This window comes from Burkholderia alba (assembly GCF_034721475.1).
GTDB lineage: Bacteria > Pseudomonadota > Gammaproteobacteria > Burkholderiales > Burkholderiaceae > Burkholderia > Burkholderia alba.
This window is the reverse complement of the sequence record NZ_JAWJWL010000038.1, coordinates 1-26493: the sequence shown is the minus strand read 5'-3', so window position 1 is coordinate 26493 and position 26493 is coordinate 1. Positions and strand designations below refer to the sequence as shown.

23 protein-coding genes are annotated in these 26493 nt (G+C 64.7%); 21 read left to right on the top strand and 2 right to left on the bottom strand.

Translation table 11 applies throughout. The features are described from left to right. Positions 1 to 101 precede the first annotated feature (101 nt). The 20 genes from RZR99_RS28760 to RZR99_RS28665 all read left to right on the top strand — a co-directional run bounded on the left by RZR99_RS28760 (position 102) and on the right by RZR99_RS28665 (position 22873). A complete protein-coding gene (locus RZR99_RS28760; protein WP_323123170.1) occupies positions 102 to 935 on the top strand; it encodes a virB8 family protein in 834 nt (277 codons plus the stop codon). Further along, positions 932 to 1783 carry a TrbG/VirB9 family P-type conjugative transfer protein gene (locus RZR99_RS28755; protein WP_323123169.1) on the top strand — a complete coding sequence of 284 codons (852 nt, stop codon included), beginning with the start codon at positions 932 to 934 and terminating at the stop codon, positions 1781 to 1783. The genes RZR99_RS28760 and RZR99_RS28755 overlap by 4 nt, the downstream gene beginning before the upstream one ends. Continuing rightward, entirely contained in the window at positions 1776 to 2993 is a 1218-nt protein-coding gene (virB10, locus tag RZR99_RS28750; protein WP_323123168.1) for a type IV secretion system protein VirB10, read from the top strand. The genes RZR99_RS28755 and virB10 overlap by 8 nt, the downstream gene beginning before the upstream one ends. A 10-nt stretch (positions 2994 to 3003) precedes the next feature. Then, complete coding sequence (locus tag RZR99_RS28745; RefSeq protein WP_323123167.1) at positions 3004 to 4143, top strand: ATPase, T2SS/T4P/T4SS family; 1140 nt, start codon at positions 3004 to 3006, stop codon at positions 4141 to 4143. Further along, positions 4140 to 4826 (top strand): FadR/GntR family transcriptional regulator, encoded by a 687-nt coding sequence (locus RZR99_RS28740; protein WP_323123166.1) that lies wholly within the window; start codon positions 4140 to 4142, stop codon positions 4824 to 4826. The genes RZR99_RS28745 and RZR99_RS28740 overlap by 4 nt, the downstream gene beginning before the upstream one ends. After that, positions 4823 to 5335, top strand: coding sequence for a hypothetical protein (locus RZR99_RS28735; RefSeq protein ID WP_323123165.1), 513 nt, complete (start codon positions 4823 to 4825; stop codon positions 5333 to 5335). Before RZR99_RS28740 ends, RZR99_RS28735 begins: the two co-directional genes overlap by 4 nt. Then, on the top strand, positions 5332 to 6021 hold the full coding sequence (locus RZR99_RS28730; RefSeq protein ID WP_323123164.1) for a hypothetical protein: 690 nt from the start codon (positions 5332 to 5334) through the stop codon (positions 6019 to 6021). The genes RZR99_RS28735 and RZR99_RS28730 overlap by 4 nt, the downstream gene beginning before the upstream one ends. Beyond that, positions 6018 to 8180, top strand: coding sequence for a type IV secretory system conjugative DNA transfer family protein (locus RZR99_RS28725; RefSeq protein WP_323123163.1), 2163 nt, complete (start codon positions 6018 to 6020; stop codon positions 8178 to 8180). The genes RZR99_RS28730 and RZR99_RS28725 overlap by 4 nt, the downstream gene beginning before the upstream one ends. Continuing rightward, the gene (locus tag RZR99_RS33590) at positions 8173 to 11580 is read left to right on the top strand and encodes a DUF5710 domain-containing protein (protein ID WP_323123162.1); all 3408 of its coding nucleotides are present in this window, start codon (positions 8173 to 8175) and stop codon (positions 11578 to 11580) included. Before RZR99_RS28725 ends, RZR99_RS33590 begins: the two co-directional genes overlap by 8 nt. Positions 11581 to 11588: 8 nt before the next feature. Beyond that, positions 11589 to 11987: a hypothetical protein gene (locus RZR99_RS28715; RefSeq protein ID WP_323123161.1), complete on the top strand. Its 399-nt coding sequence runs from the start codon at positions 11589 to 11591 to the stop codon at positions 11985 to 11987. Then, positions 11984 to 12718, top strand: a complete 735-nt coding sequence (stbB, locus tag RZR99_RS28710) for a StbB family protein (RefSeq protein ID WP_323123160.1) — start codon at positions 11984 to 11986, stop codon at positions 12716 to 12718. Before RZR99_RS28715 ends, stbB begins: the two co-directional genes overlap by 4 nt. Next, positions 12715 to 13233 (top strand): hypothetical protein, encoded by a 519-nt coding sequence (locus RZR99_RS28705; RefSeq protein ID WP_323123159.1) that lies wholly within the window; start codon positions 12715 to 12717, stop codon positions 13231 to 13233. Before stbB ends, RZR99_RS28705 begins: the two co-directional genes overlap by 4 nt. Positions 13234 to 13283: 50 nt before the next feature. Further along, positions 13284 to 14093, top strand: coding sequence for a hypothetical protein (locus RZR99_RS28700; RefSeq protein WP_323123158.1), 810 nt, complete (start codon positions 13284 to 13286; stop codon positions 14091 to 14093). Positions 14094 to 14206: 113 nt separating this feature from the next. After that, positions 14207 to 16687 carry a YadA family autotransporter adhesin gene (locus tag RZR99_RS28695; protein WP_323123157.1) on the top strand — a complete coding sequence of 827 codons (2481 nt, stop codon included), beginning with the start codon at positions 14207 to 14209 and terminating at the stop codon, positions 16685 to 16687. 28 nt (positions 16688 to 16715) lie between these two features. Then, positions 16716 to 17321, top strand: a complete 606-nt coding sequence (locus RZR99_RS28690) for a phospholipase D family nuclease (RefSeq protein ID WP_407655517.1) — start codon at positions 16716 to 16718, stop codon at positions 17319 to 17321. Between the two features lie 51 nt (positions 17322 to 17372). Then, a complete protein-coding gene (locus RZR99_RS28685; RefSeq protein WP_323123155.1) occupies positions 17373 to 18326 on the top strand; it encodes a hypothetical protein in 954 nt (317 codons plus the stop codon). Positions 18327 to 18396: 70 nt separating this feature from the next. Beyond that, a complete protein-coding gene (locus RZR99_RS28680) occupies positions 18397 to 18855 on the top strand; it encodes a PH domain-containing protein (protein ID WP_323123154.1) in 459 nt (152 codons plus the stop codon). A 34-nt stretch (positions 18856 to 18889) separates the two neighbouring features. Then, the gene (locus tag RZR99_RS28675) at positions 18890 to 19291 is read left to right on the top strand and encodes a plasmid mobilization protein (RefSeq protein ID WP_407655516.1); all 402 of its coding nucleotides are present in this window, start codon (positions 18890 to 18892) and stop codon (positions 19289 to 19291) included. Beyond that, positions 19281 to 22028: an LPD7 domain-containing protein gene (locus RZR99_RS28670; protein WP_323123152.1), complete on the top strand. Its 2748-nt coding sequence runs from the start codon at positions 19281 to 19283 to the stop codon at positions 22026 to 22028. Before RZR99_RS28675 ends, RZR99_RS28670 begins: the two co-directional genes overlap by 11 nt. A gap of 110 nt (positions 22029 to 22138) precedes the next feature. Continuing rightward, positions 22139 to 22873, top strand: a complete 735-nt coding sequence (locus RZR99_RS28665; RefSeq protein WP_323123151.1) for a cyclic nucleotide-binding domain-containing protein — start codon at positions 22139 to 22141, stop codon at positions 22871 to 22873. Between the two features lie 708 nt (positions 22874 to 23581). Here RZR99_RS28665 and RZR99_RS28660 read toward each other — a convergent pair. Beyond that, entirely contained in the window at positions 23582 to 23926 is a 345-nt protein-coding gene (locus RZR99_RS28660; RefSeq protein WP_323123150.1) for a DUF3331 domain-containing protein, read from the bottom strand. Between the two features lie 475 nt (positions 23927 to 24401). Here RZR99_RS28660 and RZR99_RS28655 point away from each other — a divergent pair, with 475 nt between their 5' ends. Beyond that, positions 24402 to 24956: a hypothetical protein gene (locus RZR99_RS28655; RefSeq protein ID WP_323123149.1), complete on the top strand. Its 555-nt coding sequence runs from the start codon at positions 24402 to 24404 to the stop codon at positions 24954 to 24956. 80 nt (positions 24957 to 25036) lie between these two features. Here RZR99_RS28655 and RZR99_RS28650 read toward each other — a convergent pair whose 3' ends face one another. Then, positions 25037 to 26245 carry a hypothetical protein gene (locus RZR99_RS28650; protein WP_323123148.1) on the bottom strand — a complete coding sequence of 403 codons (1209 nt, stop codon included), beginning with the start codon at positions 26243 to 26245 and terminating at the stop codon, positions 25037 to 25039. Positions 26246 to 26493: the final 248 nt, after the last annotated feature.

Here is a 26493-nt window from a genome sequence, read left to right as displayed (position 1 = left end):
CTGGCCGTCGCGTTGACGGCCTGCTCGACAGGAGCCAAGCCTCCGGAACCGAAGGGGCCGTGGATGCCGGTGAATCCGGCGACGACGCAAGGGGTACCACAATGAAATGGACCGGAATCGGCAACGGCAAGCTGCGAACGCCGGCGGCTGCGATGGCGGCCGGCTCGTCCGGCGAGCCCAGCGCGCGCCAAGCTGCGCACATTGCCCGGCAGATGGCCAAGACGTACTTTGACCAGGCGCTGGCGTTCGAGCAGTCGAAACACGACACGCAAAAGCAGATGACCCGCATTGCATGGCGCGTCGCGATCGCGGCGGGTGCATTGGCACTCGTGTCTATTCTTGGCTCAGCAGGATTAGTACTCCTTAAAAAACCGACACCGCCTGTTGTGATCCGCGACAACACCGCCACCGGCAATGTCACGGTGATCGACGTGGCCCGCTCCGGCGCCGTCAAATTCGGCGAGCTGGAGGACCGCGCGGATCTGCGTCGCTACGTCGAGCTGCGCGAGAGCTACGACTGGGAGACGATCCAGGACGCATTTGATACCGTCACGCTGCTGAACTCGCCGCGCGAACAAGATATGTACGCGGGTTTGTACAACCATCCGAATGCCCCGCAAAAGGTCCTGACCGACAAATTCCGGGTGATCGCCAAGGTGGGGGCGATCACCTTTGTGGGCACAACGGCGCAGGTGTTTTTCTCCAAGAAGATTCTCGCGCTGTCCGGCTCGGTGCCGCCCAAGACGGAGTACTGGGTGGCGACCATCACCTATGACCACGCTGACCTGCCGGCGTCCAGCCATGACCTGACGCTGAACCCGACGGGTTTCAAGGTCACGAGCTACCTGGTGGATCGGGATTGGACGCGCAGTGCCGGCGACGGGACGACGGGTGTCGCGGCGCCTAATCCGGCGACGGCGGGAGGCGCGCGATGAAGACGCGATCCATCGACTTGATTCGACGCGGCGCGCAGCGGGCAGCGCTGCTGGGTCTGCTTCACGCGACCCTCGTGCACGCCGTGGTGACGCCGGGTCCGTGTTCGGACGACGCACACCTGCGCTGCGCGATCTATGACCGTAACGATGTCGTGCGGGTGCCGTACCGGCCGGGCAACGCGGCCGTCCTGCAGCTGGAGCCGGGCGAGAGCTTGCAGGGCATCGGCATGGGTGACGCGAAAGCCTGGACGGTGGGCCAAAAGGGCCAGGCGATCTTCTTCAAACCCAAGGCCGCGTCCGCGCAGACCAATTTCCTGATCGTCACCGACAAGCGCCGCTATGCGATCCAGTTGTCGCCGGCCGGTCGTGACGAGGCCGCGACCTGGTCGCTGTCGTTCGACTACCCGGACACACGGGCGGCGCAGGCGAGCGCGGCCCGTGCACGGCAGGACAGGGCGTCGGCCCTGCTCCAGGGCCAGACGGTCGGGACGGCGACGCCGCGCAACACGAACTACGACATGCGCGGCGACACGATCCTCGCGCCGACGGCGATGTGGGACGACGGCCGGTTCACGTATTTCCAGTTCGCGACGAACCGGGATCTGCCGGAGTTCTACCGCGTGATGCCTGACGGAGCGGAGGCGAAGGTCAATCCGACGATGCAGGGTGACGTCAAGGTGATCCAGGACACAGCGAACTTCTTCGTGCTGCGGCTGGGGAAGTCGGTACTGGGCATCCGCAACAACGCGTACACCCCGGACGGCCCGCTGAATCCGACCGGCACGACCGTGCCGGGAACGGTTCGGCTGCTCAAGCATGAGACCGACCAGGAGGCCCACGGTGAATGAGAAAAAGAATGAAATCGGCGACGGGGGCGATTTCCGTCCCGTTGAAGCGCCGCCGCCGGGCATTGGCGAGCGCGGCGTGCCAGGGGTCGGCGTGCGCAAGGGCCGCTCGGCGGTCCGGCAACTGCCGCTCGTGATCGCGGCGATCGCTGTGGTGATTTTTGGGGCGGTGGCCGTCAGCCGCTGGCTGCAGCGGGTCAAGGCGGACCACGAGACGGCGCGCACGGCGGAGTTGGCGGCGGCGACCCAGCGCAAGCAGTCGGACGCGAGTCACAACTTCGGTCGTGACCAGGCGGCGCTCGAGGCGCAACGCAAGCAGGAAGCGCAAATGGCCGCGGCGCAGGCAGCGGCGGACCAGGGCAAGCAGTCCAACGGTCTCGCCGAACCGGCACACGCGCAGGGTGCCAGTGCGCCGACGGGCCAGGCCGCGGCCGCCCATAGCGCGAGCGCGCCCGAGACGCCTGCCACGCGCCGGCTGGATGGCGACGTGCTGGTGGGTGGCGACGACGCCCCGAAGAGCACGTCGGGCGGTCGGCGGCAGGCCGACGGCGCGGACAAGCCCGTGGCGGGCGGCTTGGATGACAAGCTGCAGGGCTCGCGCCTGACCGCCGTGAAAGCGGGCTGGATGCCGAATCCCGACTACCTGATGGCCCGAGGTACGACGATTCCGTGTGTGCAGAACACGGAAATCGTGACGGACTATCCGGGGCTGACGTCCTGTCACCTGACCAAGGACGTGTACTCGGCGAACGGCCGGGTCCTGCTGGCCGAGAGGGGTAGCGAGGTGACGGGCGAGCAGCGCCAGGCACTGATGCAGGGGCAAGCGCGGATCTTCGTGATCTGGACGCGGCTCGTGACGCCGCACGGCGTCAAAGTGCAGCTGGATTCGCCCGGGGCGGATTCGCTCGGCGGCAGCGGCCTGCCGGCGTATGTCGACACGCACTTCTGGACCCGGTTTGGCGGCGCCATCATGTTGAGCCTGGTGAGCGATGCCGGTCAGGCGCTGTCGAGCCTCGCCTCGAACTCGGGCGGCGGCAGCAACCGCGTCCAGTTCAACAGCACGTCGCAGGCGGGCCAGAGCGTGGCAGCGGAGACCCTGCGCAATACGATCAACGTGCCGCCGACCGCGTATTCACTGCCGGGTTCGGCCCTGACGATTTTTGTCGCGCGTGACGTCGATTTTTCCGACGTGTACGAGCTGGCACAACCGTGACGAGGCCGACGTGACTTACGACGACAGCGTGACGGTACGCAGCCACCTGAAATCGCTCGGCATCGATGCGCTGATGCAGCAGCCGGGCGTGACCGAGGTCGCGATTAACCGGCCGGGGGAGGGTTGGACGGAGACGAGTGCCGGTTGGCAGCGCCATGAGTTGCCGGCAGCGACGCTCGAGGCGCTGATGCGGTTTGCGCCGGCGCTGGCGATCTACAACAAGGCCAAGCCGCCGCTGTCGGCGCTCGAGCCGGAAAAGCCGGTTCACCTACCGGACGGCGAACGCGGGCAGATCGTGATTCCGCCCGCGTGCGAGCCGGGCACGGTGTCGTTCACGATCCGTATCCCGAGCACGACGCGTTTTTCGGTGGCGGAACTGGCCAAGGCAGGGAGATTCGACCGTTTTCGCGATGTGGTGCGCGACGAACTGACCGGGGGGATGCCGCGAGACGCGATCGACGCGGCGGTTACACGCGCGGGGACGGACAACCTCGATGTCAGCCGGGCGACGCCCGTGTTCAATCCGGCGCGTGCATTGGATGCGTATGGGCTCGCGCGCTTCCAGCAGGACATGCTCGACTCGCTCGCTCAGCGCGACGTCGAGCGGTTTCTGACACTGGCGATCCTGAACCGGATGAATATCGTGCTGGTCGGCGGTACAGGCTCCGGCAAGACCACGCTGATGAAGGCCCTGGCTGACCTGATTCCGATCATCCCGCGCGACACGCGGCTGGCGACGATCGAGGACACCCATGAGCTGCCGTTGCCGCTGCATCGAAACCATGTGCACTTGTTCTACAGCGAAACGATTCCGCCGCAGCGGATCGTGAAGGCGACGCTGCGTATGAAGTTCGATCGGGTACTGCTCGCCGAGCTGCGCGGCGATGAGACGTGGGCGTATCTGACGCTGCTCAACACCGGACATCAGGGCGGGTTGACGACCGTGCATGCGAACGATTCGATCGCGGCGTTCTCGCGCATTGCGACGCTCGTCAAGCAAAGTCCGGTCGGACAGACACTGCCGTTCGATTATCTGATGCGCGAGATCCGTACCACGGTTGATGTGGTGCTGTTCATGGAGAACAAGGATCTGACCGAAATCTATTTCGATCCGGTGACGAAAATGAAGCTGTTGCGGGGCGACGCATGAACGTACCACTGAGACGCCGCACCGAACGGGATGCCGACGCACTGGTCGATGCGTTGCTCAAGTTGGAGCGCGACACGGGTTTCCTGCCATCCCAAGACGAGTTGACCGTTGCATTCGGCATCAGTCGATCGCGGATCCGTGAGGCGGTGTGCGAACTGATCGCACGCCGAGTCGTGGAAGTGCGCCCGAAGACTGGGACGCGCGTCACGGATGAGCGCGACTGGCAGCTGATCGACCAACGGGTGGTGCGCTGGCGCCTCGAGCGCGATACGGATCCGGCGTTCCCGGCGCAGCTGGCCACGGTGCTGAGACTGGTGGAGCCGCAGGCGGCCGCGGACACCGCTCGGTGTGGCGACCCATCGCTGCTGACCGAAATCGAGTACGCGTGCGCGCGCCGGTTGATGGCAAACACGCAACCCGCCTATGCGTGGGCACGTCACGCGCTGCACGTCGCGATTCTCACCGCGAGCGACAACCCGGTCTTGCGGCAGATGACGTGCTTTGTTGCGTCTGGCGATGGGAGCAGTAGCCGTCACATGCCGGCACCGCATGTCAGCGATGGCGAGCGCGATGTGCTGATCCAGCTGGTCGCCGCGATCCGTGCCGGAGACGCGGCGGCGGCACGGATCCGGATGACCGAACTGAATGAATGGGATCTGCCACTCGAAGGGGGATCGGTATGACCGTATCTGAATTCAATCGCCCGCATCGTGCCATGCCGGCCAGCCTGCTTAAGGCGGCGATCGATGCTGCCCAACTCGGGGATTCGGAGGGTGTCGCGCAGCTATGTGCTTGGTTTAACCGGACGCGTGACGCGTCGCTCGCGCCGGCGGCCAGCGTGCATCTGTGGGTTCGCGATGCGATCGAGGCGTCGCGCGCCTGGATCGCACTCGGTCGGAACCAGGTCGAGTTTGATGACATCACGTTGCTCACTCAGCCAAGTTGGCATGACGCCGTCGCGACTGTCGGTGAGGATGTCTACGTGGTCTTTATTGCCGAACAAACCTCGTTCGTGCCGAACGAAGTGGGATGTGTCGAACTCGCGTTGGTCAATGGACGGCCTTACGAGGGCTATGACGTGTTGCCCTGGGACGATCGGGTCGTGGCGATGCGCGAGCTGGCTGTGTTCCCGCTGCATTTCCCGGTGGTTTGGCAGGCCATCGTCGAAGCGGCAGCGCAGGAGGTGTCGTGACGATGCCGCACGTACCGAACAGCAAGGGCGTGCTGCGCCCCTACCTCGAAGCCCGTGAGCTCGGCGTGATCGATACCCGCATTCGCTTGCTGGTGGACGCGATGAACGTTCCGGGCGTGGTGGCCACGCATTCGAGTTGCGCGGGACATCGCTGGTGGCCGATGGCCGTCTATCGAACCCCGTTCGTGATGTTCCGAACCGAGACCCGGCTTGCGGCGGAGTTGGCGTCAAGGATTCACGACGACTGGCTTGCGGACAGCCGAGCCCTGCACCACTACTGGGACGTGGACGCGCAGTTCGATAACGACGGTGAGCTGCTATTTACGTTGCGTTCATTGACGCGTCGTTTCAACCGGGCGCGCATGGATTGTGACTTCGAGACACTGCGGTTATGGGTGCAGGAGATCGTTCAGTCCGGGGACCAGCCCGAGCGCATACAGCCAGACGTATATCGCGACCACGCTCAGCACGAGCAAGATCGCCAACATTTGGCGAAACTCGCTCTGAAGCGGGTCCGCGGCACTGCATGCAGGGCACGCTGCCCTCATGTCGGTAGACAGCATCGTCCTGCACACGCGGCAGGGTTTCATCGGCATGGCGATTCCTCTTTGGTAGGTCGGAACAGATTGAACCACGGCAGGGGCGAGAGCGAGCAATTGATTTGCGTTGGTGGGGTTCCTGCATGAAGCTGACGCCGATCCGGGCTGCTGTCGGCCTAGTTGCCGTGCTGCTCGTCTTGACCGGCTTGGCAGCCGCTGGCCAGTACGCCGGCGCGACGCTGTTCGCGAAAATCGAGAAACTGCCCGACAGCGCGATCGGCATCTGGACGCTTTGGGATTATTGGTACGCCTACGGCGGAGTACGCAAGGTGCGCACCGTGCTGCAGATCGCGATCGCGGCGTCGATCCTGGTGCCGCTCCTGCCAGTGGCCGTGGTGGCCGCCGCGTTACTCGTGAAGCCTCACCGCGAGCTGCACGGCAGCGCCCGCTTCGCCCGTCCTTACGAAATCCGCCAGTACGGCCTGATGGACGAGGCGATGCAACGGGACAAGCGCAATACGCGCCAGGTCGACGTCAAGCGCAACCCGACCATCCTGCTCGGCAAGTGCCGCTACAACGGCCGGGACGTCTATCTGACCTATGCCGGCCAGCAGTTCGTGATGGTGGTCGCCCCCACCCGGTCAGGTAAGGGCACGGCGGTGGCGATCCCGAATCTCCTCACCTATTCCGATTCGATGGTGGTGCTGGACGTGAAGGGCGAGGCCTTCGACATCACGTCTGGGTTCCGTCAGCGTTGCGGACAGAAGGTCTTCCGGTGGGCGCCGTTCGATGCGAGCGGCTATTCGCATCGTTGGAATCCGCTGGAGCGCATTGCCAGGAGCGAGCCGTTCGAACGTGTCGGCCGCTTGCAATCCATTGCCGCGCGGCTCTACCACTCGCCGGATGCGCGTAACAAGTTCTTCTACGAGCAGGCGAGCGACCTGTTCGTCGCGCTGGCGCTGCACCTGATCGAAATGACCGGGTACTGCACGTTCGGCCAGGTCCTGCGACTGGCGACGACACCGCAGAAGAAGGTCCGCGAGCACTGGAATGACCTGGTCCAGCACGAGCCCCGCCCCGGTGTGCCGCTGTCGGGTGATTGCATGGAAGCGTTCGCGCGTGTGCTGGCGTCTCCCGACGACACGATGCTCAACATCGTCGCGACGTTCAATTCAGGCCTGCGTCTGTTCAGCGACCCGATTGTTGATCTCGCCACGAGCGCGTGCGATTTCGATCTCGGGCAGGTCCGGCGTGAGTTGATGACGGTGTACGTGATTCTGCCGGTCAAAAAACTCAATGTCGCGAGCCTGATCGGCAACCTGTTCTTCACCGACTGGATCGAGGAGAACCTTGATGCGCTGCCGGGCCAGGATCCGACACTGAAATACCAGTGCCTGGGCCTGCTCGACGAATTCACGGCGCTGGGCCGCATTGACGTGCTCGACAAGGGTAATGCCTTCATCGCGGGCTACAACCTGCGGCTGCTCACGATTCTGCAATCGAAATCGCAAGGCGAGGCGCCCGAGCTATATGGACAGCACGGCATGCGCACGCTGGTCACGAATCACGGTGCGATGGTGGTCTATCCACCCCGCAATGACCAGGATGCGAAGGAGATATCCGAGACGCTCGGGACGTTCACGGAGCAGTCCACGTCGAACAGTCGCAGTTTTGGCCGTCATTCGTCACGTGGCACCAACACGTCGGACCAGCGCCGCGCGTTGATGCTCGACCAGGAACTGAAGGGGATGGACGACGACCAGGAGATCGTGCTGGGCTTCAAGCGGCCCATTCTGGCGGAGAAAGCCCACTACTACGCGGATGCACTGTTTGTCGATCGGCTGCGCCTGGTGAGTCCAAGTCTCGCGGCCATCAAGAAGCGCTTGCCGACCGAAGACGAGTTTAAAGCGGCCTGGTATTCGGGCGAGATGCGTGCGGCCGGCGTGCCGACGCTTGATCCGCGCGCGTGGCACGCGAGCCAGTCGGCCAAGAGCGCGGCCTCGATCCGGCAGTCGCGAGTGGTGGGCGCGCCCGCGCTGACTGCGGCTGACGTACTCGCACTGGATCGCAGCACGGCATCGGCCACCACGCTGTCCTGGGCGGTCGACGGCGTGCTGGCCGATATCTTGGACGTCACGGGCGAACCGGTCCGCGATGACGTGCGGCAGCTGCTGGAGGCGCTGCAGCGAGGGGTGGATGTTTTGATGAACGCCGGCGCCGCAGAGGCGCCACCGCTGGACCCGCCGAGTGCCGAGTCGGCACATCGGGCGGACAACACTTCACGGGAGGAAGCAGAGCATGGTTGACGAAACGCAAGATCCGGCAGGCGAGAAACCGGCCGCGCACGGGGACGCCGCCGCGATCACCGAATTCGCCCTGGCGCTCAAGAGCCGTGGGCTCGTACTCGACGATTTGCCGGAGATGGACGGCGAATTCCATCGTGTTCCGGTCGATGACGACAAGCCGGGCAAGCTCAGCGGGTCGTATATGGGCACGCTCGATGGGGGTGCCCGGGGTTTTATCCAGAATTTTCGGCGAGGCGTGAAGGAGTCTTGGCGCTCGGCGCAGCCGGGACCGGCATTGACGGCGGAAGAACAGGCGGCCGTGACCACGCGTCGGCGCGACAAGGCGGCCGAGCGGCTGGCCGAGCAGGAGAGTCGGGCCCAGATCGTCGGCAAGGAGTGGGCACGCCTTCGTGGTGCGCCGGACGATCATGGCTACCTGGTTCGCAAGGGCGTGCTGCCGCACGGCCTGCGGGAGGACAAGCACAAGAATCTCGTGATGCCGCTCGTCGACGTCGACGGCAAGTTGTGGAGCGTGCAGCGGATCAGCGCGGAGGGCGGCAAGCTGTTCACGAAGGGGGGGCGCACGGCGGGTGCGTTCAGCCCGATCGGTGACGTGGCGGATGCGAGCAAGCCGATCGTGATCGCCGAGGGCTTCGCGACGTCGGCAAGCGTCTACGAGATCACCGGTTTGCCTGTCGTGGTCGCGTTGAATGCCGGCAATCTGCGGCCGGTGGCGGAAGCGTTTCGCGCGAAATACCCGGATCGGGCGATTTTTATTGCAGGCGACAACGATCACGGGAAAGAAGCCGAAGGCAAACCCAATGTGGGTAAGGAAAAATCTCTCGATGCCGCCGATGCCGTGGGGGGCCACGTGCTGCTGCCGGCCTTCGAGGCGGGGGATTCTGGCACGGACTGGAACGATCTGAGCCAATCGGCAGGGGCGGCAGCGGTTCGGGCGCAGATCGCGGCGGCGCTCGCCCCGCACGGGATCGAGTTAGGCGCATCGATGGGCCGGGAGACACGGGCCTATCTGAACGTGCCGTTCAAGGAGAAGGACGAGGCGCGTGAGCTCGGGGCGCGCTTCGACCGGCTGGAGAAAAAGTGGTATGTGCCGCCTGGCACGGATGCCGAGCCGTTTGCTCGGTGGCAGTCGGCCGACGGGCCGGCGCCGGCAGCGGAACCGGATGTGCTATCGCGCCCGGCCGGCACGGGATCGTGGACGTCTGACGAAATCCGCCTCGCGCGGGAGGCGGAACGGATCAGCACGGTGATGGACATGCCGATCGAGGAAGCGCGCGATTTCGTGCAGACGCAGATTAGCTATGCTGAAGAGCAGGCTGCGGCCGTCGCCCGGGACGATTTCTTCTCGGCGCGCGAGCAGCTGCCGCGACCGGCACCGACATCGACGGATCGGGATCCGGCTGCCAATTCCGTGCGCGTAACCCGGACCGACGAGCAGCTTGGGCGGGCGTTTCGCGACGCCGTGCAGTCGATCGCGACGTCGATCACGCTGCACGGCGCGGAAGTCAATCAGACGCTGGCTTTGTCGAATCGGCTGGACGAACTGCACAGCGAGGCGTGGAGGAAGTCCGGGCAGACGAGCGACGGCGACCGGGCGATCGGGGAGATGATTCGCACGGGCAGCGGGTTCGCCGGCGAGCTGCTGCCGGCACGATCGGCGCAGGCACTCAACACGATCCGTGAAGAGGCGGGCCTGCCGCCGCTCGTGACGCGCGAGCCGGAACCTGCGGGTCTGCGCGAAGCGGTGCGCGAACGGCAGGAAGAGATCGACGCAGAGAACACGTTCGAGTTCGGGGCGCCTGTTGATCCGCCGACGGTAGAGCGTGAGCCGGAACCTGACCCGGATCCGGCGCCTGACTCGCCGCCGCCGATCGGGGCGTTGGCCGCCGAGTTGTTGAGCATTGAAGCCCGGATACTGTTAGCCAGTCGCGACGAAGCGCCGCGACTGGATGCCACCGCGCACGAAAAAACAGTCCTATGGCTGGAAGCGCTGACCGGGCCCCATACGTCCACCGAGACGCTCGACGCATCTGTCCGGGTCGCGCGCGCATTAGCTGAGCACGATGGCCCGTCCTCAGACAATCCCTTTACCGAACCGGGCTTGTTGCAGGCAGCCTACGCGGACCAGCAACGGATGATGCTTGAGCGAGCTGTGACGCCGCCGGCACCGACCGATGACGTCACCCGACAGTCGCCCTCGCCGGCCGCGAACGACGCCGCCCTTAACCCTGCGGCGAACGATCCGGATGATCGGGCGCCGATCGCGACCACGGACGTCAAGCAGACCGATCGTTCGGCCGCGAACGAGGGTGACGCCCGCAATCCTGCGAACGATCCGGTGCGCCCGACGCCGGAGGAGGCCGTGTCGCCCGTCGGGCTGGCGAGTGCGCAAGCGGCGCGGACGCGCGATCGCGCCGATGCGGAACAGGCGCTGAAGGCGGCGGCCGCCGATCGAAGCAAGCTCGCCCGACCGGCCGAACCTGCCCAGGCGCCAGCATCGAGTGGCGCCGCCGGCAGCCGAACACCTGCGCGGTCCACCGACACGGGCGCGGCCGACAACAGCATCGAGCTGGAAGCCTCGCAACGCAAGCCCGTGTTGTCGAAGGACGGTTACGACGTGCCGGCGGCGATCGCCGCGCGCTACCTGGTCAAGGACGGTCGATTCTGGACGCTCGACACCCGGCCAGGCGCGACGCCCGACGTGGCCCGTGCGCCGCATTTCGAGGACACGGGGCCGAGGCTGAAATCGTCGAACGAGGACCGCGCGACGATTGCGGACATGATCGCGATCGCGAAAACGAAGAATTGGGACTCGATCACGGTGAAGGGCAGCGAGACCTTCCGGCGCAATACGTGGATCGAAGCCAGCCTGGCGGGTGTCGAGGTGAACGGGTTCAAGCCGGGCGAGGCGGATCAGGCGTTGCTCGCGGCCGCGAAGCGCGACCGGGATACGTTGTCGGTGTCGGGTGGTCAGCGACCCGATCCGGCCCCTCAGCCCGCTGCCGCTCCCAAGCCGGCAGCGCAACCGTCGCCCTCGCCGGCGGCTGATCCTGCCGTGGCGGCCGCTCCGGTGCCGCGCACGACGCCCGCCCCAGCGACCAGCGACACGCCAACGCGACAGCCCAGCGTGGCCGAGACGCGCGCAGCGCTGGCCCAGGCCCTGGAAAAACTCCCGCCGCGCAGCCGCGCCGAGATCCTGAACCGCTTCGATGCCCGACTGCAGGCCGGACTCGCAGTCGATGAACGGGTCAAGGGCGGCGAGCTGAAGCCGGACCAGGTGGCCGGTGCGCTCGATGAACGATCCGCGGCGTTGCACCAGGCGTGGCACGCGCCGAAGGTGGCGCCGACGACGAGCGCCCAGCCTGAACAGAAGCCGGCGCGCGCGCCCAAGGTGATGTGAGCCCGCCCATGCGCATCTCAAAACGCCCCAAGGTCCGCGGCCGCCCGTCACCCGTGCGGACCCGGTCGAATTTGCCGGGCTGGCTTCGCGTGCCGCTCACGGGCGGCTCGGCGACGGGCCGGTACTGGTGCGACATCTGCCAGATCAGCGACGCGATGTTCGAGCCGTTCGTGGAAGCCATCGCGTCGCGCTTGGCTGGGCGACAGCAGCACGTGGCCGAGCATGCGCGTGTGTTGACCGGCCAGCCGCTCGCCGGGTTGGGATCCACGGTACGTGATACCGGCTTACGGGTGCTGGGACAGCCCGTGTGGCGTGTCCAGGAGACGGGCGCGTATGTCTGCGAGGCGGTACCGGGCGAGGGTTTTTTATTGACCTACCAGCCACATGACTACGAGGAGAATGTATGAGCATCGCGATCTTGAATTGGTCGGGCAACGTGGGTAAGACCACGATCACGCGCGAGTTGCTGGCGCCACGCCTGCAGGACATGACCGTCCGGCAGATCGAGTCGATCAATACCGATGAATCGAACGGCGCTGAAGTCGAAGTGATGATCGCGGCACGCTTTGACGAGCTGCACGAAGAGCTGATGCTCGGCCGGGATCTACTCGTCGACATCGGCGCATCGAACGTCGAGGAATACCTGGACCGACTGGAAGACTCCGACGGCGCGCAGGAGGACTACGCGTTCTTCGTGGTGCCCGTCGTGCCCGCGAAGAAGCAGGTCCAGGACACCTTGAAGACCATCAACCGGCTGACGGATCTCGGCGTCGAATCAACCCGCATCCGGGTGCTGCTCAACATGGTGGAGCTGTCGTCGAGCGAGCCGGTCGACAGGACACTGGCGCGTCAATTCGACGAGCTGATCCGTTTTCATGGGCAGGCCGGTGGATTTTGTTATCACCCCGATGCACTGGTGCCGAAGAGCGACATTTTTTCGATTGCGGCGGAGGCGGGCATCACGATCCACGACATCGTCGAGAACGGCGTCGACTACAAAGCACAGTTGGCCGCGGCCCAGTCCGATGTCGAGAAGCGGGGCCTGGTGCGTCTCATTGGTTTGCGACGCAAGGCGATTTCGATGACGCCGCAGCTGGATCGCGCCTTCGGGGCGCTGATGTCCGGAGTCACGGTATGAGCGCTGTGCCGTCGTCCGAGCCGAGCACGGTCAGATCGGGCGAACGGCTCACGGCCTTGCTCGCGGCACAGCCATCGAGCAGCGAACTACGCGAAGAGGTGTTGATCGAGATTCTGATCGATCAGATGAAGGTGATCGAGGCGATGAATCAGGTCACGCAGCTGCAGGTCGAGACCGACACGCGGCTGACGGCGACGGTCCAGGCGTTGCGCGACGCGAGCGCGCAGTTTGGGAAACTGATCGAGATGTCGCGAGCTGCCTTCATTGGCGAGGTCGCGACCCGGGCAGCAGACCAGGCACGGCGTGCAGCGGTCGAGGCCGTGTCCGACGAGCTGGCAAAACTCCGCCATGCGGTCGAGGTCAGGACCCGTGAGAGGCATTCGGGTGCCGATCCGCGTCGCACGGACAGCGTGCTCGCCGTTACGCGCCCGTTGGTATTCAGTGTTTCGGTAGGGGTGTTGGTTGGCGTGGCCGTCAGCATCATTTGGATCGCTCGTCACGTTATGGGATCGTGATGAGCGAACGAGGGCGTCAAAAATTCGACAATTTAGGGAGAAAAATATCAATGAGTGAGCACGTCAAGGGCGCGTTCAGCGCGGACGAGATGGAGCAAATGCTGGAATCGCAAACCCTGCACGCGGCCGAACTGCGTCGTTTCGTTCTGACGCGCCGGTTGATGCATGCGACGGGCGGTGTTATCCAGCACGGACCGCTCGCCGGTTTCGATATTGGCCAGCACGCGACGTGGCGCGAGTCAGATAACGCACCGAAACTGCTCGGCTTCTATGAGCAGGAGGTCTGCATGCTGCTTGCCCAGTTGCCGCGCGATGTGCTGGTCGACCTCGGCGGTGCTGACGGTTATTACGCGGTCGGCATGGTGGCACGCGGACACCATCGCGAGTCGCACTGCTTTGAGATCGTCGACGAGAGCCGCGCGAACATCGCCCGGATCGCGGACGCGAATGGCGTCGCGGACCGCGTTCATCTATATGGCGCGGCAACGCCGTCGTTCGCCGCTGACTTGATGGCCCGTGGTGTCGATTTCCGTCATGCGACGGTCCTGATCGACATCGAGAGCGCCGAGTTCGACGTGCTGACCGCTGCCTGTCTGCACGACTTGAGACACGCGCACGTGATTGTCGAGATCCACGACTTCATGCGAGTGCACGACGGTGCGCAGCGTTATGCCGAGCTGATCGAGCGCGCGCAGGTCGATTTCGATGTCAGCCGCTTCACGACCGGCGCGCGCGATCCGTCAACGATTCCGTTGCTGCAACGGGGTTGGACGGACACCGATCGGTGGCTGCTTTGTTCGGAGAGTCGCGCCACCCTGATGACCTGGCTTTACCTCAAGCCCAAGGAGGGTGCCGACTGACAGATCAACCATTCGCTGTGCAAAAGAAAATGCCGCGATCCGATGACCTTGGCCGGGAGACGGATGGCGGCAGGAATTCACCACTGAGTGTCGTTATTCTGAGGTCATTGTAAATGAAATATCTGACAAATTTCGCGGCAGCGGCTCAGCCGCGCTCGCGCCGCACCTTGATCGCCGCCACGGTGGCGTCTGCCACCCTGGTTTTTTCGGCGCATGCTTCGGCGCAGTACGTTGCGATCAATTCCACCGGGGCCGCCGCTCAAGCGCTGGGTACGGACAGCGTGGCGATCGGCCCCAATGCCATTGTTGTGCCCGCGACCGATACGAACTCGATGGCGATCGGGTCCGGCGCGAACGTCGCGGCGATGGGCGCCACGAGTTCGTCGGGCAATATCGCTTTCGGCACCCAAGCAACCGTTGGCAGTGCCGTCAATACCACGCTGGACAATGCCATCGCCATCGGGACGTCGGCTCAGGCCGAGCGGTCGAACAGCATCGCGATCGGTACATCGAGCCACAGCAGCGGCGCGGGGATCGCGCTCGGCACGCAGGCGTCCACGGGGTGGGATGGGCAGATCGCGATCGGCACCAATGCGTCTGCATCGGCGTCTGCGTTCACCAATGGCGGTATCGCGATCGGCCAGAATGCGAATACGGGCGGCAATGGTATTGCGGCGGGGTACGGCGCGACCGCGGCCGCCAATCAGACCGTCGCGATCGGTCCGAACGCGTTTGCCGCTTACACGACGACTGCGGTGGGGAGCGGGGCGACGGCGACCGGCGAAAACTCCGTTGCCCTTGGGACCGGCAGCTCGGATGGTGGCCGATTGTCGGTGGTGAGCGTCGGCAATGCGGGGGCGACCCGCGCAATCAGCAATGTCACCGCCGGCACCCAGACGACCGACGCGGCTAACGTCGGGCAACTCCCGGCGACGATCAACGGCAGTGTCGTCACGATGGGTAACGCGCTCGCGCCGAACGGGTCGAGCGCGCCGGTCACGGTGACGAACGTTGCGGCCGGCGCCGTGTCCGCGACCAGTACCGACGTGGTGAACGGTTCGCAGCTCAACACGACGAACCAGGCCGTCGCGGGTAACACGACCGCGATCCAGAACAACGCGACGTCGATCACGAATCTGATCAACGGGACGGCCGGTCTGGTGCAGCAGAGGGGCGGTGCCCCGGGCGCGGGCGTGATCACGGTCGGCGCGTCGACGGGCGGCACCGTGGTCGATTTCACCGGCACGTCCGGTGCGCGCCAGCTCAAGGGGGTCGCCGCCGGCGTGGCTGCAACCGATGCCGTCAACGTCGGCCAGCTGAGCCAGGTGAGCGCGGCTGCCGCGAACGCCGTCCAGTACGACGATGCGACCAAGGCGCACGTGACGCTTGGCGGGCCGGGCGCTGCCGCCCCGGTCGGCCTGTCGAACGTCGCCCCCGGGGCGCTGGGCGCGACCAGTACCGATGCCGTGAACGGGGCGCAGCTGTTCGCGACCAACCAGTCGGTCAGCACCCTGACGACGAATGTCAATAACGGCACGGTGGGTCTGGTGCAACAGGTCGGCGGCGCCCCGGGTACGGGCGTGATCACCGTCGGCGCGTCGACGGGCGGCGCCGCGGTCGATTTCACCGGCACGTCGGGCGCGCGCCAGCTGAAGGGCGTGGCCGCCGGCGTCGATCCGACCGACGCGGTGAACGTCAGCCAGCTTCAGCAGGTCAGCGCGACCGCCTCGAATGCCGTTCAGTACGACAACGCGGCGCGCTCGAGCGTGACGCTCGGCGGACTCGGCGCCACGGGCCCGGTGTTGCTCAACAACGTTGCGCCGGCGACGTTGTCGGCCACGAGTACCCAGGCGGTCAACGGCGCGCAGCTCTACGCAACGAACCTGGCCGTCACGGCGAACACGAACGCCATCAGCGCGTTGACGAAGAATGTCGGCGACATTCAGACGACCATCAACAACCAAACGTCCGTGCAACCGCTGACCTTGCCTAAGTCGGTGCAGTTCTTTGCAGCGAATTCGGCGGGTGCGCCCGCGAACGCGAGCGGCGCCGAGTCGGTTGCCGCCGGCGGCAGCGCCGTTGCGAGTGGTACGAACAGTGTCGCCGTCGGATCCGGCGCGCAAGCCTCAGGGACGGGCTCGACGGTCATCGGTGCGAATGCGAGCGCGAAGGGGAACAACGCGGTCGCAATCGGCCAAGGATCCGCCGCACCGAACGACAACACCGTGTCGATCGGCAATAGCGCAACCGGCATGACCCGCAGCCTCTCGAACGTCTCGGCCGGCGTTGCGCCGACGGACGCCGTCAATGTCGGTCAGCTGAACGATTCGATCAGTGGTGTTCGATCGCAGATCGAGCACGACCGTAAGGACGCGAGCGGTGGGACGGCCAGCGCCGTGGCGATTGCCAGCCTGCCGCAGGCCCCGGCGCCCGGTACGAGCGTCGTGTCCGTCGGCGGCGGAACGTATGCCGGTCAATCGGCGATGGCTGTCGGCATGTCGACCTACGTCGGGCGCTGGATTCTGAAGGCATCTGGCTCGACGAACACGCGCGGCACCGTCGCGGGTGGCCTGGGTGCGGGGTATGTGTGGTGAGCCATCAACAGGAACGAGAGAGGTCGACATGGTGAACATGAAGATGCTCGCCGTCGCACTCGCGGCGGCGTTCCTTCCGCCGGTCGATGCGAGTGCGGCGGGTTTCGGTCTGATTTCGTCGTGGCTCGACAGCGCGGACGGCACGACAACGACCGAGACCTGCCGCCCGGAGGTGGGGTTTTCGCCGGAAGGGAGTGCTGCACAGCTCGTCGGCCGGGCGATCGACAGTGCGCAGAAGACGATCCACCTGGCGGCCTACACCTTTACGTCGCCCGACGTGGTGCGGCGGCTGATCGCGGCAAAGCGCCGCGGTGTCGCCGTCGCCGTGGTGGTCGATGAAAAAGAGAATCTGCGCGGGCAGGGCGCGCGCTATGCGCGCTCGGCGCTCAATCTCCTGAGCGAGGCGGGTATTCCGATTCGCACGATCGGCAGTTACCCGCTGCACCACGACAAGACGATCACGATCGATGGCGATTCGGTGGAAACCGGCTCGCTAAATTTTACGACGGCGGGTGCCAGACGGAACAGCGAGAACGCCTTGGTGATCTGGCACTGCCCATCGGTGGCGGGCGCGTATGAGGCGCACTGGCAAAGCCGGTGGGATCAAGGCGTGCCGTATCGGATGTCGTATTGATAGGTGCGGACGAACATGAAAATCGAATCCACGAAGAGGCAAGAGAGGTCGATGAGCCAGACAGGTCATCCGATGACCTGCGTCTGCTGCGGTAATCAGACCCACGCCGATACGGCGCGCACAAGCTGGCTTCGCACGGACCTGATACGGGCAATCGGTATCTGTACACGCTGCTCTGTCGGGGTATCACACTGGGACGCCGGCCGCGTGTACTCGACCTACGATGTGCCTTCATGGGAATGGACCTGCGATGTGTCCGTCGGTATTGCTTCGACGGTCGACTATCAGGCTGGCCAGGCGAGTGGGAAACGCGCCTGGTGGCAGAGTCACCCGCCGATTGCCCGGGGGAGGGGCGAGTCGTCTGGGCAACCGGCGCACATCGACCCGGAGCTCGCCCGTCAATGTGGCATCGCCGCCGGATGGCGAGACGCGTGGCGCTCGGCGGCCGTACTAAAAAGCTATGCGCTCGGGGGCCGTGCGTGGCGTTGGGCGTGGGTTCACAACCAACTCGCGACCAATCCGTTTATCGATAGCGCGGTCGTCGATGAGGGCCGGCATCTACGCGTTTTCGCATGGGGAGGCGGACTGGGGCACATGAAGGAAACGATGTCCCGCGTGGTATCGCGCGATTCGAAAGCGACTCGCGAGCTTTACGTGAATGCTTACTGCGAACACTACAGGCAGGGCACCGAAACGGCATTCATACACGACATGTGCGACGCACGCGAAACGGTCTGGCAATTATTCACGGCGCCACGCACGTTTGCGCGATGGGCGGCAAATGCCGGATGGTGGGACGGGTTGATCGATGCCACGACACGCACTAGCTATGGCCTGTACCACCGCGCGTTTGTCGACATATCGTGGATCAGGCTGGAGGAAGAAACGCTCTCGGACGATCTCATCTCCGATCTACCTCGTGACGTCGTCGTCTCGGTGAAGCAAGACGACGGTTCGTCGACTTTTGTCGTGCCGAATGGCCACGACCCATTTTCCCCATTCTGATATGAGCCTACAAGATTATCGATACGACGTATCGCCGCGGCCGTGGGTACGAGATTGCTCGCCAGTGTGGATGCGCAATCTGCCGCTGTTGTTGGGCTGCGGGCTGGTGATTTTTGTGTGCGTCACGGTGATCACCACCCTCACGCCACCCGGTCATCCGCTGATCGTGAGTGTGCTGGTTCTGAGCAGCTTCGCCCCCGGATTCATCGCCATGCTGGCGGTCATGCAGACGGCGGCAACCCATATCGTGCTGGATCAGGCTCGGCTGACCTGCCGATCCGGTCTAGTCGAGCGGCAGGTTGCGAGTGTCGAGCTGTACCGCGTCCAGAACGTCGTTTCGCGCAGCCGGTGGTGGGAGCGCGTATTTGGCTTCGGCACGTTGATTATTGAAAGCAGCGACGCGACCCGGCCGGTGTGGGTGTTGCGTGGCACACCCGATGTGGAGGCGCTGCGTGATGACTTGACCGCCTACGCGCTCGCGTTGCGCGATGCGCGTGGCGTTCGTGAAATCAATATGGGTCGAGTGTGACTGTGAAATGACAGCGAGTAGAGGACGTGTCGCGATGAGCGCAAATGATCTCGATCCGCTTATCCGAGATAAACGTCCCGGACGTCCGAAGTCGACGCGTCCGCTGAGCAAACCGATCAGCACGCGTTTGGACGACGCGCAAATGGAGGTGTTCGCCGACAAGGTTCGCGCGTCCGGAATGACGCCTTCGGAATTCCTTCGCGACTGCGTGCTCACGAACCGCACGCAGATCGTGGCGCGGCCGCCGGCGAGCGTCGAACGCAAGCGAATCATGTTCGTCGTCAACAAGGCCGGCAACAACATCAACCAGCTCGCCCACATCGCGAACTCGCAGAAGGTCGCCGGCAAGCTGTCGGAAGCAACGCTCGTCGCGATTCTGGACGAGCTGGAACTGGTCACGCAGCTGCTGAAGGCGCACCTCCACCGTGTTGATTAGAGTGTCCGGCCGCCACGACGGCGTCAAACAGTATCTCGAGGAAGGCATGAAGGCCGGCCGCGAGTTCGGCCGCGATGAGATGGACGAGCGTGTCGTGCTGATGGGGGATCTCGATCTGACCGACGAAATCATTCAGTCGATGGACACCGCCCCGAATGTTGCCCGCTATCTGTCGATCACGCTGTCTTTCAAGGAAGATCACGTCGATGCTGAGACCCTGCGTGCCGTCGTGCGTGACTTCCAACACTTCGCGATGGCCGCATATCGCGACGACGAGTACGGCTTCTACGCCGAAGCGCATCTGCCGCGCATTAAAAGCTATGTCGACCAGCAGACCGGTCAGCTGGTCGAACGGAAGCCGCATATTCACATCGTCATCCCCAAGGTCAATTTGTTGTCCGGGCGGCACCTCGAACCGCTCGGCTATGTGACATCGAATCTCAAATTCATCGATGCTTTCCAGGAGCACACCAACGCGCGCTACGGATTCGCCAGTCCGAAGGACAACCGGCGCGTCACGCTGACCGATGCGTCGGAAATGATCAGCCGGTACCGTGGTGATCTGTTCCGCGCAAACAGCCGAGACCTGAAGCAACGCATTCTCGATGACGTGTTGGATCGGCGCATCGAGCGGTACGACGATTTCATGGCCTTGTTGCGAGAGTATGGCGCCGTGCGCATGCGCAATCCCGGGCGCGAGGATGCTTATCTGAATGTGAAGCCGACGGACGCGGACAAGGGCGTGAACCTGAAGGAAACCGTGTTCGCGCCGGCATTCATCGCATTGCCGACGCACGAAAAGCTCAGCCAGCTGGCGGCCGACGCGGCGGATCGCTATGAGTCGGGAACACTGCCACGCCCCACGCCGGAGTCGATCCAGGTGCTGCTCGACGAATGGCACACGACGCGCGCCCTCGAGGTCAAGTATCTCAACAGCGGCAGCCGTGCATACCGGATCTACCAGGAATCATCGCTCGCAGACCGTCAGCTGATGCTCGCTGAACACGCGCGGGGATTTTATGCCCAACATTTGAAGGACCACCATGAGCGACCCGAAGAACGACCCGCCGATTTCGACCGACATCTTCGACAGCTTGGACAGCTATATGAGTTCGGCGCAAGAGGATTTAGCAGCCCAGGCCGCAGCGGACTCGACCGCTTCGCCGAATTCCGATCCGGTGCCGGATTCAGTCCAGGAGTCGAGCCCGGTCGGGGCGTCGGCCGGCGTATCGACGCCCCCGGCGTCGGCGTCGATCCCTTCGATGCCGTCCATCGGCAGTTTGACTTTGTCGCAACTGCACCGCGATCGGTGGCCAGCTCAGCCGACGATCTGCCAAACGTGCCCGGCCGCGCTGTGGACGGCATCGGATCGGGACCTGCAGTGCTGGTGCCGGATCATGCATTTCACCAGCTGGAGCCAGATGGCGCCGTACCCGCGCGTCGCCTGCGACGGTCTCGCGATCGCGATGGAGAGTTTACAGCGCAACGAGTAACGGGCCGTGTGGCTGATAACGCGGCGTCGCAGTTGGCACGCGACGCCCGGCAGTCCCGCGCGATCTCCGGCCAGAAAGCCGAATTCGCCGAGATCCGGCTGCAGCTCGATGCCCGGCGGCTGCTTGCCGAGTTGTCGCACACGCACGGCGTGCGGCCCAACAAATACGCTGTCGTCGAGGGGCGCGACGGTGGCCACCGGATTCGGGCAGGCAGACGGCATCTGAACGTGTCCGATTTCCTCACGAAAGAACTCAACCTGCCGTGGAGCGAGGCCGCACCGCTCTTGCGGGCGGTGTACCAGCGCCAGGCCGACGGGCACCCGGTTCCCGCTGAGCGCGAATTGCCACGTGCCGCGCTATGGCGCGCATTCAGTGCGGATCGCGACACGCACATCCAGTCACGGCGCGCGGCCTGGGTAACGCAGACCGCGACCGAACGCGCGCGGCGCGACGCGATCCGGCAGGCATTCCAGGACACGCGAGCAGGAATCAAGGGCAACCCGGATCTGCGCCCGGCTGGCCGCCGGGCGGCGACGTCGATCGCGCAGGTCGAGCGGATCGGGCAGGAAGCCGTATTACGGGACGCCATCGCCCGCGAACGCGCGGCATTCAAGGCGCGATTCGGGTCGCCGTCCGGCCCAACCTTCGCCGAATGGCTGCGCGACCAGGCGCAGCGTGGCGACGAACGCGCGCTGGCGGAGCTGCGCCGTACCGCCCAGCCCGTGGCCGGCGCGCCGGCACTCGACGCTGAAGGCGACAACGAGATCCGCCCGAACACCCTGCAGCCGAGCGACGAAGAGAACGCGATCTTCTATCGAGGGCCCGCCTTGACCTGGTCCGTCGACGAGCGCGGACAGGTCACGTACCGGCGCGACGGTGTGGACGTGCTGCGCGACCGCGGCGCGAACGTGCAAGTGCTGGTGCCGGACGCTCAGATGATCGAGACCGCGCTGCGCCTCGCGCAGGCGAAGTACGGGTCGACGCTCACACTGGCGGGACACGGCGCGTTCCAGCTGGAGGCGGTGCGCGTCGCCGTCGATCGCGGCCTGGCCATCCAATTCAGCGATGCCAGCCTGAACCGGGCAATGTCCGCCTACCGGCAACAACGCATCGACGGACATGTGCGCGACGTGCTGGGTCCGACGTCGGCGCCGGCGGCCGCCGTCTCGGCACCGTCGCTACCCCACGCCCCGCAACAGGACCCGGGCGGTCCTGCCGAAGTCGATCCCAAGCCGACCCGCTGATGCACGATCGACCGCGTCCTGTCTCCGCCTACGCTCCTCCGGCCACTTCAGAGAGCGGTCGCCCCGGTGCGTCATCGGGCAAGGGCGAGCGGCCGCGCATCCTCACACGGATGATCGAGCAGCTGGAACGGTACATCGATGATCCGGCCCGGCTATTGCCGACACTGAATGCCGCCAACGGCAGCGATCGACAGCAGCGCCTCGAACGGCGAATCGCGTGTGTGCAGCTGCTGCGTGCGATGGTCAAATACCTGGATCTGCCTAGCCTCCGGGTCGGCGTCCCGCAGTCGGGCGGCGGCTTTCTGAGCCTGACGCTCAAGTTTCTTGCGCGCCACGCAGGCCTGTCGATGCGCCGGGCCGAACGCGCCATGCGCGACCTGATGCGGGCCGGACTCGTCAATGCCCAGCAGCGTTGCGAGAAGGCCGAGGAGGGCGGCTACCGTGGTCTGGCGGCGTTGCGGCAACTGCCTGCGGCGCTGTTCGGCGCGTTCGGCCTGGCCAAGTGGCTCCGCCACGAACGCAGCAAGGCCGTGATGCGCCGCTATCGCGCCGCGGCCGAACGCGCGAAGGACGATCGGCAGCGCGACCGCGACAGCCGGGCAGCTGCTCAGGCGACGCTCGCGCTCAAGAGCGTGACGCAGCGGCTGACAGCGCATAAGCGTCGACCTGCTCCACCCAGCACGGCGAGCGAGACGATCGCCGAACAGATCCACCGACGGATCGGACTCATCAAGCAGCAGCATCCCGACTGGGACCACGCGCGCTGTTATGACGCTGCGTATCGCGAGCGGGTGCCGCCAGAGGCGCCGGCGACCGACCCACCAGCCGATACCCAGCTGGCGTAATCTCTCAAGCAATCGCACCCGCGAGGCGTCGGCACGTTCCGACGTCGACATCGCGGCGTCGGTGCCGGCGCTGGCCAGCGTTCAACGGCACACAGCCCGTCCAACCCTTCCGTTTCAGTGAGTTATCCACAGCGCCGCTGTGCGCGCGAGCGCGCGGCCGTTTGTCGACGCCGATTAATTGTCGGCCAGCCCCGTCTTTATCTGTCGGGGCTTAATCACCGCAGTTTTATCAGAGCCTCGAACATCCAAACCACGCCCCCACGCTACCGCGTGGGGGCAGACGGCGCTTCGCGCCTTGTGGACCCCCAACCGCGCCAGTCATCGACCGATCGGTGGGCGTGGGCGCGGATACGTCCACGCGCCATCCTGCGCTCAAAACCAGCCAGCAGAAGTGGGGATAATCCGGCCCCAATATTCGATAGCATACGTACCGCTATTGCCACGACCGCAAACCTCTACCCCCCAGTAGGCTGTTGCCTAGGCAGGATGACCTGGGCAACGAGACCTGAAGGCTCGCGCTTGACGCGAACAGCCCCGCCAGCAGGAACCCGCACCCATGTTCCCGTCGATATCAGGCCCACGACGCGCAGCTTGCTCGCAGTTACCAGAAGCGTATCGTTCTCGAACTCGGACGGGCTTACGGCCGCGTAAAGTGTCGCTGCAGCTTTTAATTCCGAGCGCAACTCCGCCGAAATCTGTATCAAATGCTCAACCATTTTTCGTACCTCCGCGCGCATCACTGCGCCGTATGTATCGAGAATCGACATTGCCGTCGTCGGAGCCGAGCACCTCTGCAGCGGAGATCATCGCCTCCGCGTTCGCGGGCACTGGGCGTTCTGCCGGCCGAAACACTTCGTCGCCGCAGCGGATTACCTTGTGCGATAGCACGCAGGTGCCCGCGCGGCGCGCGAAACGGCGCCGCCAGCGTTGCTCCCCGTAATGGCAACGTCCGGGTTCCACCCAGCGAACCACGAGCAGCGTGTCGGAGCGTTCGAGAATCTCGACATTGACGTCAACGGCGTCGTGCTCCGGTGAGGACTTCGAAGTTTTCATCTGTGGCGCACCGCACTGCACGCACGACCGCACTCCTCGTCGAACGTGGGTTGCCGAGGCCCGTCGCCCGGTAATGTCGGGACCCCAGCCTCTGGCGAGAGTTCCTCAGATGATTGGACGCCCCCAGGGCGTCCCGGTCCCAATCGCTCTGGCCCTTCGTTGCTGCCCGACAATGTTGCCAGGCGCAAGCGCCCGGCAACCCCGCCGGCGTCGCCGGCCGGGTTCTCCAAGGGGTATCCCCTTGGAGCACGGATAGGGAGCGGAAACTCGTAGAGTTTCCGTCTACATATCCATCGTGCCTCGGGCGGTGGTCAGATTTCAGGGTATCGGTCATTGATGGAGTCATTATGGAACATCGTTTAGCAATGAAGGGGCTGTCTAGAATTAGGCTGAATCGTTCTTTAGTCTATATAGGGTCGTTCTAGGATCGTTCATGGTATCCTCCGCCTAATTCGACATGCTCGGAGTCCTAATCATGGATATCCAACTCGCCGCCAACCGCCTTTCCGCCCTCGCTTCTGCCTCCAATCGCCCCAAAGCCGCCCAGCTTCGCGATCTCTTCGAGCACGTCGAAAATGCCATCCGCGCCGGCGTTCGCTATGCCGCCATCATTGAAGAACTCGCCGCTCTCGGCCTGCACTTCACCTACCAAACCTTCGCCGTCACCCTCAAACGCATCCGCCGACAGCGCGGCATGGCCCCCCTTCGCGGCCCGCATGCCGTCTCCCGTGTCCCGGCCGCGTTGTCCCCAAACCACGAACCCAGCCCGGCCACCGCCTCGGTTCCGCTCCCGCCAGCGCCGTCCCTGACCACCACTTCGGCCGCCTCGCGTCTGCGCGCACCGACCACACCAGCCGCCACGCTCCCGGACGACTGGCTGACTTCCGATACCCTCACCCTCGACCAAAAGCGCCTGCTCACGCGCGATCAGCGCCGCGCACGCGCCGAGTCAGTCGTCGAACGGTTTTCTCCCAATCCCATCAAAGCCGCACAGGCATTGATCAACAAAAAACGGGACGCCCCGGCTTAAACCGAATCGGCCGGTTGTGCCCATCAAGAAAAACAGCCCCGCATAAGCGAGGCTGTCGGGTCCGACGACTCCCGAGACCATCAGGTCCGGGAGAAGGCATTCCAGCGAAGGGTCGGTGGTAGGATCGGCACAATGTGGCCTTTCGTGCGGACAATACGCCCGGTCACTTCATCGGCGTAGTGGACCAGTTCGAACACATAGGGCCGACCGGCTCGGTCCTGTTGGACGTACCGTTCACGTCTCACGCGGCATCGGATTTGCATGGCCGCCCCCTTATCCGCATTTTCTTCGACATCCGCATCGACCTCTTCGTCGTCCTGCCAGATCGCCGTCGTCTCCCGATTCGCCAGCACCTCGGGTAACCATCCTAAGTCCGCGAGTCGCAACTCGGCCGCCGCCACCGCTTCCGGCTTTTTCATCCCGGCCAGCGGTGCGGCCGCTTCCGGTGATACCGCCTGTGCCACCACGTCGAGGATGCGTTGCTTCGGCACGTGATTCAAATAGCTCGCACCGGTCGGCTTCCAATACGCCGTCATGTCCACGCCCAGCGTGTCCGCCAGCACGTTCACGGTATGCGGTGCGTCCCGGCGGCTCAGACCGTCCACCGTTGCCGCCACGCAGAACGCGAACAGGTCCGCAAGGACCGTTTCCGGACACGACAGCAGCCACGGCAGCAGGTCGCTAAACTTGGCTGGCAGCATTGCCCGCCATTTCTCTCGCTCGCCGTTGATGAACTGCCATGCCCGGCTGTCGGCCATGTCGTCGGCCAGCCGCAACAACCTATCGTGCGTCGAATTGAACTGCACATCGAGCGCATGCGTCGTCGGCCATACCGAACACTGCTCATCGAAGACGCGCGGCACCATCGCCACCATCAGATACGCGAGCGCCACGGTGGGCTGCTTCATGAGTTCGACTTGAACAGCCGCCGTGCGGTGCGCCGTCAGGCGTTCACACAGCGTCTCGCCATGCAGCGGCTTGACCTTCGCAGGCGGGAACGTCTCGGCCCCCTTCAAACCGGCATCCTTGGCCGCCGCCCGGTCTTGCGGTTTCACCAAGCCGCGCTCGATCTTGAGTGCGCCCGTGTAATCGAGCGTCACGATCACACCCGCGTTGGCTTTCTGCTCATCGCTCCACGATTCGAGCTGCGCCTCGTAGTCGTCGGCAGCCTGTTCGGTCAGCGCAGCGGCTTCCTCCAGTTGCTCACGGCGGGCGTCGTCTTCCGGCTCATCGTCACTGTCGAAGTACGCATTGAGCGCATCGGCGGCGGCGGTGCTCGCTTTTCTCAAAGCCCGGAACGCGGTCTTTTCCTTCCGCGTGAATTCCCGGNGGTCAGCGCAGCGGCTTCCTCCAGTTGCTCACGGCGGGCGTCGTCTTCCGGCTCATCGTCACTGTCGAAGTACGCATTGAGCGCATCGGCGGCGGCGGTGCTCGCTTTTCTCAAAGCCCGGAACGCGGTCTTTTCCTTCCGCGTGAATTCCCGGCGCTCCGGCGACAGGCGGCCATAGCGCGCCATGTCGGCATGGTCACGCTGCAT

Bases quoted from the DNA above. Each gene is read 5' to 3' on its own strand.
- RZR99_RS28695 (WP_323123157.1), top strand. From the start codon at position 14,207: ATGAAATATCTGACAAATTTCGCGGCAGCGGCTCAGCCGCGCTCGCGC.
- RZR99_RS28755 (WP_323123169.1), top strand. From the start codon at position 932: ATGAAGACGCGATCCATCGACTTGATTCGACGCGGCGCGCAGCGGGCA.
- RZR99_RS28700 (WP_323123158.1), top strand. From the start codon at position 13,284: ATGAGTGAGCACGTCAAGGGCGCGTTCAGCGCGGACGAGATGGAGCAA.
- RZR99_RS28740 (WP_323123166.1), top strand. From the start codon at position 4,140: ATGAACGTACCACTGAGACGCCGCACCGAACGGGATGCCGACGCACTG.
- RZR99_RS28675 (WP_407655516.1), top strand. From the start codon at position 18,890: ATGAGCGCAAATGATCTCGATCCGCTTATCCGAGATAAACGTCCCGGA.
- RZR99_RS28735 (WP_323123165.1), top strand. From the start codon at position 4,823: ATGACCGTATCTGAATTCAATCGCCCGCATCGTGCCATGCCGGCCAGC.
- RZR99_RS28690 (WP_407655517.1), top strand. From the start codon at position 16,716: ATGGTGAACATGAAGATGCTCGCCGTCGCACTCGCGGCGGCGTTCCTT.
- RZR99_RS28715 (WP_323123161.1), top strand. From the start codon at position 11,589: ATGCGCATCTCAAAACGCCCCAAGGTCCGCGGCCGCCCGTCACCCGTG.
- RZR99_RS28705 (WP_323123159.1), top strand. From the start codon at position 12,715: ATGAGCGCTGTGCCGTCGTCCGAGCCGAGCACGGTCAGATCGGGCGAA.
- RZR99_RS28660 (WP_323123150.1), bottom strand. From the start codon at position 23,926: ATGAAAACTTCGAAGTCCTCACCGGAGCACGACGCCGTTGACGTCAAT.
- RZR99_RS28725 (WP_323123163.1), top strand. From the start codon at position 6,018: ATGAAGCTGACGCCGATCCGGGCTGCTGTCGGCCTAGTTGCCGTGCTG.
- RZR99_RS28665 (WP_323123151.1), top strand. From the start codon at position 22,139: ATGATCGAGCAGCTGGAACGGTACATCGATGATCCGGCCCGGCTATTG.
- RZR99_RS28760 (WP_323123170.1), top strand. From the start codon at position 102: ATGAAATGGACCGGAATCGGCAACGGCAAGCTGCGAACGCCGGCGGCT.
- RZR99_RS28680 (WP_323123154.1), top strand. From the start codon at position 18,397: ATGCGCAATCTGCCGCTGTTGTTGGGCTGCGGGCTGGTGATTTTTGTG.
- RZR99_RS28685 (WP_323123155.1), top strand. From the start codon at position 17,373: ATGAGCCAGACAGGTCATCCGATGACCTGCGTCTGCTGCGGTAATCAG.
- RZR99_RS28655 (WP_323123149.1), top strand. From the start codon at position 24,402: ATGGATATCCAACTCGCCGCCAACCGCCTTTCCGCCCTCGCTTCTGCC.
- RZR99_RS33590 (WP_323123162.1), top strand. From the start codon at position 8,173: ATGGTTGACGAAACGCAAGATCCGGCAGGCGAGAAACCGGCCGCGCAC.
- stbB (WP_323123160.1), top strand. From the start codon at position 11,984: ATGAGCATCGCGATCTTGAATTGGTCGGGCAACGTGGGTAAGACCACG.